The following is a 6,502-nucleotide window of genomic DNA, read 5'->3' as shown; positions in this document are numbered from 1 at the left end:
CCGATGTTAATTCCAGAAGATGTTGTAAAAAACATGAAGTTTGGCTCAGTGATAGTTGATATGGCGGTTGAGCAAGGTGGAAATTGTGCTTGCAGCGAATTTGCCAAAACCGTCGAAAAATACGGAGTAACTATCGTAGGCGAGGCCAATATTCCTTCAACCCTACCACTCAATGCCAGCGAACTCTACGCCAAAAATATTGCAACTTTCTTACTTCACCTTGCCACAAAAGATGGCTTCAAATGGGAAATGGAAGAAGAAATCACCAAAGGCTCATTGATTGTACATGAAGGGAAAATCTTAAAATAATTTAAGATTTACGATTTATTCGATTGACGATTGGACGCCACATATTGTTCTCAATCAAGAAATCGTAAATCGTAAATCGAATCAATCGTAAATCACTCATAAATGAATCAAATACTCACTTTCCTTGGCGAAAATATTCAGATGATATACATTATTATATTATCTGTTTTTGTAGGCGTTGAGGTTATCGGAAAAGTACCTGCTGTACTGCATACTCCTTTAATGAGTGGTGCAAATGCCATTCACGGAGTCGTGATTGTAGGGGCAATTATCGTCATGCTCAATACTCCTGCCGAAAATATCTTGGCTTTGGCTCTTGGTTTCGTGGCGGTCGTATTCGGCACTCTCAACGTAGTCGGTGGCTTTGCGGTTACTGATAGAATGTTAGAAATGTTTAAAAAGAAAAAATAAATACCCCTCCCCCAGCCCCTCCCCGAAGGAGAGGGGAGTTTTTAAAGTCCCTCCCTATTGGGGAGGGGTTGGGGTGGGGTTCTCATCGAACTCATGGAAATAAAATATATTCTTGACATTATTTATTTAGTTGCTTCGGTAACTTTCGTGATTGGTTTAAAGATGCTCAGTCACCCCGATTCGGCTCGAAAAGGCAATCTTTATGCGGCTTTTGGTATGGCATTGGCAATTGTCGGCACTATTTTCTTATACAATCATGACGACGGTTATACAACCCGTGAGCCAATCAAAATCATTTTAATTTTAACTGCAATCGGAGTCGGAACCGTGGCGGGTTGGCTGACAGCAAGCAAAGTTCAAATGACCAAAATGCCCGAACTCGTTTCTCTCTTCAACGGAATGGGCGGAGCTTGTGCCGCTATTATCGGTTTGATGGAATATGAACACAATCTTGGCAAAACTGGTGCATTATCCACAATTATTGCAGGACTTATCATCGGTTCGGTTTCATTCAGTGGCAGCGTCATTGCTTTCTTGAAACTCAACGAAACCATGAAAAAGCCAATCAGAATTCCTTCGTATAATATTCTGAATACGGTTGTGATGATTGCCCTCATTTTATTTGGGGCATACATTGTTTACGCACAACCCGAGCATCTACTTTTGGTGATTCTATTATTCGTTTTTGCCTTGGTTTATGGTGTATTATTTGTGATTCCAATCGGTGGAGCAGATATGCCAGTGGTTATTTCACTACTCAATTCATTCACGGGTTTGGCCGCCGCTTTTGGTGGATTTTTATACCAAAATCAAGTTATGCTAACAGGTGGAATTTTGGTAGGTTCGGCAGGAACAATCTTGACATTGGCCATGTGTAAAGCCATGAATCGTCCATTGAGCAATGTAATCTTCGGAGCATTTGGTGGTGGAGCTGCTGCTGGTAGTGGAACAGATGTAAAAGGTTCTATCAAAGATATTTCGATTTCGGACACTGCTATTTTGATGAATTATGCCAAGAAAGTAGTAATCGTTCCAGGTTATGGCTTAGCGGTTGCACAAGCCCAACACGTGATTCACGAATTAGAACTTTTACTTGAAGAACGTGGTGTAGAAGTAGTTTATGCCATTCACCCTGTTGCTGGACGTATGCCAGGACACATGAATGTATTGTTGGCAGAAAGTAATGTTTCGTATGATAAGCTCGTAGAAATGGAAGACATCAACCCACAATTTGCTACCACCGATGTGGTTTTGGTAGTAGGAGCAAATGATGTGGTAAATCCAGCAGCTAAAACTGACCCATCTTCACCGATTTTCGGAATGCCAATTCTTGACGTTGAAAATGCAACAAATATCATCGTCAATAAGCGAAGCATGAATGCAGGTTACGCAGGAATCGACAATCTTCTTTTCTACCAACCAAAAACAAGTATGCTTTTTGGTGATGCCAAAGGCGTTTTGGCAAAGTTAGTGAGTGAGTTGAAGCAGATGTAAAAAGAAAAGGTTAGTCGGGATGTTCCGAAGGACATCCTCGACTCAAATAAATGAGGATTTGTAATCCTCGTAATAGAACAATGGCATTCAAATATCAAATTAAAACCGATGGCACATACTTTATAACATTTGCAGTAATCGACTGGGTTGATGTTTTCACCAGAAAAGAATTAGCTCAAATTGTCATTGATTCTTTAAAATATTGCCAAAAAGAAAAAGGATTACAAATTTTTGCGTGGTGTTTAATGCCAAGTCACGTACATCTAATTGCTTCGGCGGGACTAAATGGAAACTTATCGAATATCATGCGAGATTTAAAGAAGTTCACTTCAAAACAAATCGTTGAAGCCATCAAAGAAATACCCGAAAGTAGGCGAGATTGGATGTTGAACAGATTTGAATTTGCGGGAAGGTATAATCCCAAAATCAAAGATTACAAATTTTGGCAAGACGGTTTACACCCAATTGAACTGTATAGTGAAAAGTTTTTCAAACAAAAATTGGATTATTTACACGAAAACCCAGTTGAAGCTGGTTTAGTTTGGGAAGCGTGGCATTATAAATACAGTTCTGCCATTGACTATTGGGATAAAGGAAAAGGTCTTATTGATGTAGAATATATGGGTTTAATAGGATAATTCTTTACGCCGATTACAAATCGGCAGTTATAAAGGTCGAAGATGTCCTTCGGAACATCCCGACCAACAAACTTGTATTAAATTAACAAAAACTCATATAATAATTGCCATTTTCAATATTTAACAAAATAATATTTGGCAATACTTTTTAAAATTAAGTAGTTTTACCTACCGATTTCAATTTAAAACTATTCAACCATTGGAACCAACAAATGTACACGACCCCGAATATTATCATAAGGTCGTAGATTGTCAGTATGCGTGCCCAGCTCATACACCCGTACCTGAGTACATCAGACTCATTGCTGCCGAAAAATACACCGAAGCCTACATGGTCAATTGGGAATCGAATGTTTTCCCTGGTGTTTTAGGTCGAACTTGTGATAGACCCTGCGAACCAGCGTGTCGCCGTGGTCGTGTTGACGAAGAGCCTGTTGCTATTTGTCGTTTAAAGCGTGTAGCTGCCGATAACAAAGGTGATATTACTCATTTGCTCCCTAAGATTCCTTCAAAAGGAAATGGAAAACGCATTGCCTTGATTGGTGCTGGCCCTGCTTCGCTCACAGTTGCTCGTGATTTAGCACCATTGGGCTACGAAATCCACGTTTTTGATGAGCAAATCAAAGGCGGTGGTATGATGCGTAGTCAGATTCCATCTTTCCGTTTGCCCGAATCAGTTTTGGATGAAGAAGTGAATAATATCCTCAATTTGGGTATTCACCAACACTTCAAAACTTATGTTTCGAGCTTAAAAAGTGTCTTAAATGATGGCTACGATGCCGTTTTCATCGGAACAGGAGCTCCTCGTGGTCGTGATTTAACAAATCTCCCTGGCCGTGCTGAAGGAGGAGCAAATATCCACGTTGGTATCGAATGGTTAGCAAGCGTAGCTTTTGAACACACAAAACAAATTGGTAAAAAAGTTATCGTTTTAGGTGGTGGAAATACCGCTATGGATTGCTGCCGTACTTCTCGTCGTTTAGGTGGAGAAGACGTAAAAGTAGTTGTTCGTAGTCCATTCGCTGAAATGAAAGCTTCACCTTGGGAAAAAGAAGATGCCCAACATGAAGATATTCCGATTCTTGATAATCACGTACCTATTTCGTTTGTCTCAGAAAATGGCAAATTGAAAGGTATGATGTTCGAGAAAGTACATGCAGTTTATGATGAAAAAGGCAAGCGTTCACTCGTTCCAACGGGCGAACCGCACGTTTTCATCGAAGCTGACGATGTTTTGGTAGCAATCGGACAAGAAAATTATTTCCCTTGGATTGAGCGTGATTTAGGAATCGAATTCGATAAATGGGATATGCCAAATGTCGATAGCACTACTTTCCAGTCAACAAATCCGAAAGTTTTCTTTGGTGGAGATGCAGCTCTTGGCCCTAAAAATGTCATTACGGCTGTTGCACAAGGTCACTCAGCAGCAGTTTCAATAGATTTATATTGTCAAGGAAAACCGCTTGATGTGCGTCCTGACCCTATGACAAACTTGGTTTCTCAGAAAATGGGAATCCACGAATGGAGTTATGATAGCATCGTAGCAAATGACGACCGTTATGTAGTGCCGCAAGCCGAAAAGAAAGTAACTCTTATCGACCGCAAAAAAGAGGTAGAACTTGGTTTCGATAAAAATGTTGGTTTCAAAGAAGCACAACGTTGCCTCAACTGCGATGTACAAACCGTTTTCACCGAAAATCGTTGTATCGAGTGCGATGCTTGTATGGATATTTGTCCAACCGATTGTATCACATTTACCTTCAATGGCCCAGAAGAAGACCTCCGTACACGCCTCAAAGCACCATCTTTGCACTTAGACCAATCGCTTCTTGTATCTAACACATTAGCGGCAACAGGCCGAGTAATGGTAAAAGACGAAGACGTTTGCTTACACTGTGGTTTGTGTGCCGAGCGTTGCCCAACTTCGGCTTGGGATATGCAGAAGTTTTTCTATAATACAACTAAGGCACATCACGGTTGCGGAAGCCACGCATAAACACCCCTAACCCCTAAAGGGGGATTTTTATTATTACGCCAAGAAAGAGCATATTAATAAACAAGGGGAAATATTTGTAAAAACCTTAAAGGAGGTAATTAAAATTTGGGAATAAAATGACTTTAAGTAATATAAATAATAGTAACATTAACTCCCCTTTAGGGGTTGGGGGTGTCAACGATTTTGTAGTACGCTTTGCCAACGTAAACGGTACTGGTTCGGCCAGTGCCAATGGTATGTTTGCGAAAGCTATATTTAGAATGGGAATTCCTGTTACACCAAAAAACATTTTCCCATCCAATATACAAGGCTTACCTACTTGGTACGAAGTGCGAGTAAGCGAAAAAGGTTATTTGGGTCGCCGAGAAGGTATTGATTTGATGGTTTCGGTCAATCCACAAAGTATGCTCAAAGACGTACAAAGTGTGCGTTCGGGTGGGTATTTCATGTATGATAGCACCAAACCGCTGCACAAAGAATATATCCGTGAAGACATTACTTATCTTGGAATTCCGTTGATGGGTATTTGTATGGAACAATATACCGACCCTCGTCAACGCCAATTATTCAAAAATATCATATATGTAGGAGCGTTATCGGCTCTATTGGATATTGAATTTGGTGTTTTGGAACAACTTTTAGCCGAGCAGTTCAAAGGCAAAGAGAAATTGATTCCTGCCAACGTTCAAGCCTTACAATTGGGCGTGAAATATGTACAAGAAAACTTCAGCTACCCACTCGATATTCGTGTAGAAAGACGTGATTTAGTTGGAAACCGAATCATGTTTGATGGAAACGGTGCTTGCGGACTCGGTGCTGTTTATGCAGGAGCAACCGTAGCAGCTTGGTATCCAATTACACCTTCGACTTCGGTTGTTGAGAAATTTGAGAAGTATGCTAAGAAATTCCGTACGGATAAAGAAACTGGCGAGAAAAACTACGCCATCGTTCAAGCAGAAGATGAGTTGGCAGCAATTGGAATGGTAATCGGTGCAAACTGGAACGGAGCGAGGTCGTTTACAGCCACTTCTGGTCCTGGAGTTTCGTTGATGAACGAATTTTTGGGTTTAGGCTATTTTGCTGAAATTCCAGCTGTTTTGATTGATGTGCAACGTACTGGCCCTTCAACGGGTATGCCAACTCGTACACAACAATCAGATATTACGATTTCGGCTTATGCTTCGCATGGCGACACAAAACACGTTCTGCTTTTCCCAAGTAATCCAAAAGATTGTTTTGAACTAACAGCCGATGCTTTCGATTTGGCAGAACGCCTACAAACGCCAATCATCGTTTTGACAGATTTGGATTTAGGAATGAACGACCACATGAGCGAGCCGTTTGAGTGGAATCCTGAGCGTAAATACGACCGAGGTAAAGTTTATACGGCCGAAGATTTAGAAAATATGGGTCGTTTCGGGCGTTACTTAGATTCTGATGGCGATGGTATTCCGTACCGAACTTACCCAGGTACGCACCCAACCAAAGGTTCGTACTTTACTCGTGGTACATCTCGTGACGAATATGCAGTTTATACCGAAGATAGTGCTGTTTATGTAAGAAATATGCAGCGTTTGGAGAAAAAATGGGAAACAGCCAAAGACCTTGTGCCAAAACCACATTTCTATCAAGAGAAAAATATGAGTCCGTTGGG

General features: G+C 40.9%; 5 protein-coding genes and 1 pseudogene. All 6 read left to right on the top strand.

Going from position 1 to position 6,502, the window contains the following annotated elements:
- Positions 1-309: pseudogene (locus tag ACOVO2_RS10950) on the top strand (NAD(P)(+) transhydrogenase (Re/Si-specific) subunit alpha); the annotation flags it as partial.
- A gap of 102 nt (positions 310-411) precedes the next feature.
- A complete protein-coding gene (locus ACOVO2_RS10945; protein ID WP_350266665.1) occupies positions 412-720 on the top strand; it encodes an NAD(P) transhydrogenase subunit alpha in 309 nt (102 codons plus the stop codon).
- A gap of 93 nt (positions 721-813) precedes the next feature.
- Complete coding sequence (locus ACOVO2_RS10940; protein WP_421770008.1) at positions 814-2,214, top strand: NAD(P)(+) transhydrogenase (Re/Si-specific) subunit beta; 1,401 nt, start codon at positions 814-816, stop codon at positions 2,212-2,214.
- Between the two features lie 80 nt (positions 2,215-2,294).
- Positions 2,295-2,852 carry an REP-associated tyrosine transposase gene (locus ACOVO2_RS10935; RefSeq protein ID WP_421770007.1) on the top strand — a complete coding sequence of 186 codons (558 nt, stop codon included), beginning with the start codon at positions 2,295-2,297 and terminating at the stop codon, positions 2,850-2,852.
- A gap of 199 nt (positions 2,853-3,051) precedes the next feature.
- The gene (locus tag ACOVO2_RS10930; RefSeq protein WP_421770006.1) at positions 3,052-4,848 is read left to right on the top strand and encodes an FAD-dependent oxidoreductase; all 1,797 of its coding nucleotides are present in this window, start codon (positions 3,052-3,054) and stop codon (positions 4,846-4,848) included.
- Between the two features lie 116 nt (positions 4,849-4,964).
- On the top strand, positions 4,965-6,502 hold a 1,538-nt coding region (locus ACOVO2_RS10925), incomplete at its 3' end, for a 2-oxoacid:acceptor oxidoreductase subunit alpha (protein ID WP_421770005.1).

It is taken from the genome of Emticicia sp. (assembly GCF_049241225.1).
In the GTDB taxonomy this organism is placed as follows: domain Bacteria; phylum Bacteroidota; class Bacteroidia; order Cytophagales; family Spirosomataceae; genus Emticicia.
Note: the sequence above shows the minus strand (reverse complement) of the source record. Positions and strands in the feature narration are given on the sequence as shown.

Bases quoted from the DNA above. Each gene is read 5' to 3' on its own strand.
- ACOVO2_RS10940 (WP_421770008.1), top strand. From the start codon at position 814: ATGGAAATAAAATATATTCTTGACATTATTTATTTAGTTGCTTCGGTA.
- ACOVO2_RS10945 (WP_350266665.1), top strand. From the start codon at position 412: ATGAATCAAATACTCACTTTCCTTGGCGAAAATATTCAGATGATATAC.
- ACOVO2_RS10935 (WP_421770007.1), top strand. From the start codon at position 2,295: ATGGCATTCAAATATCAAATTAAAACCGATGGCACATACTTTATAACA.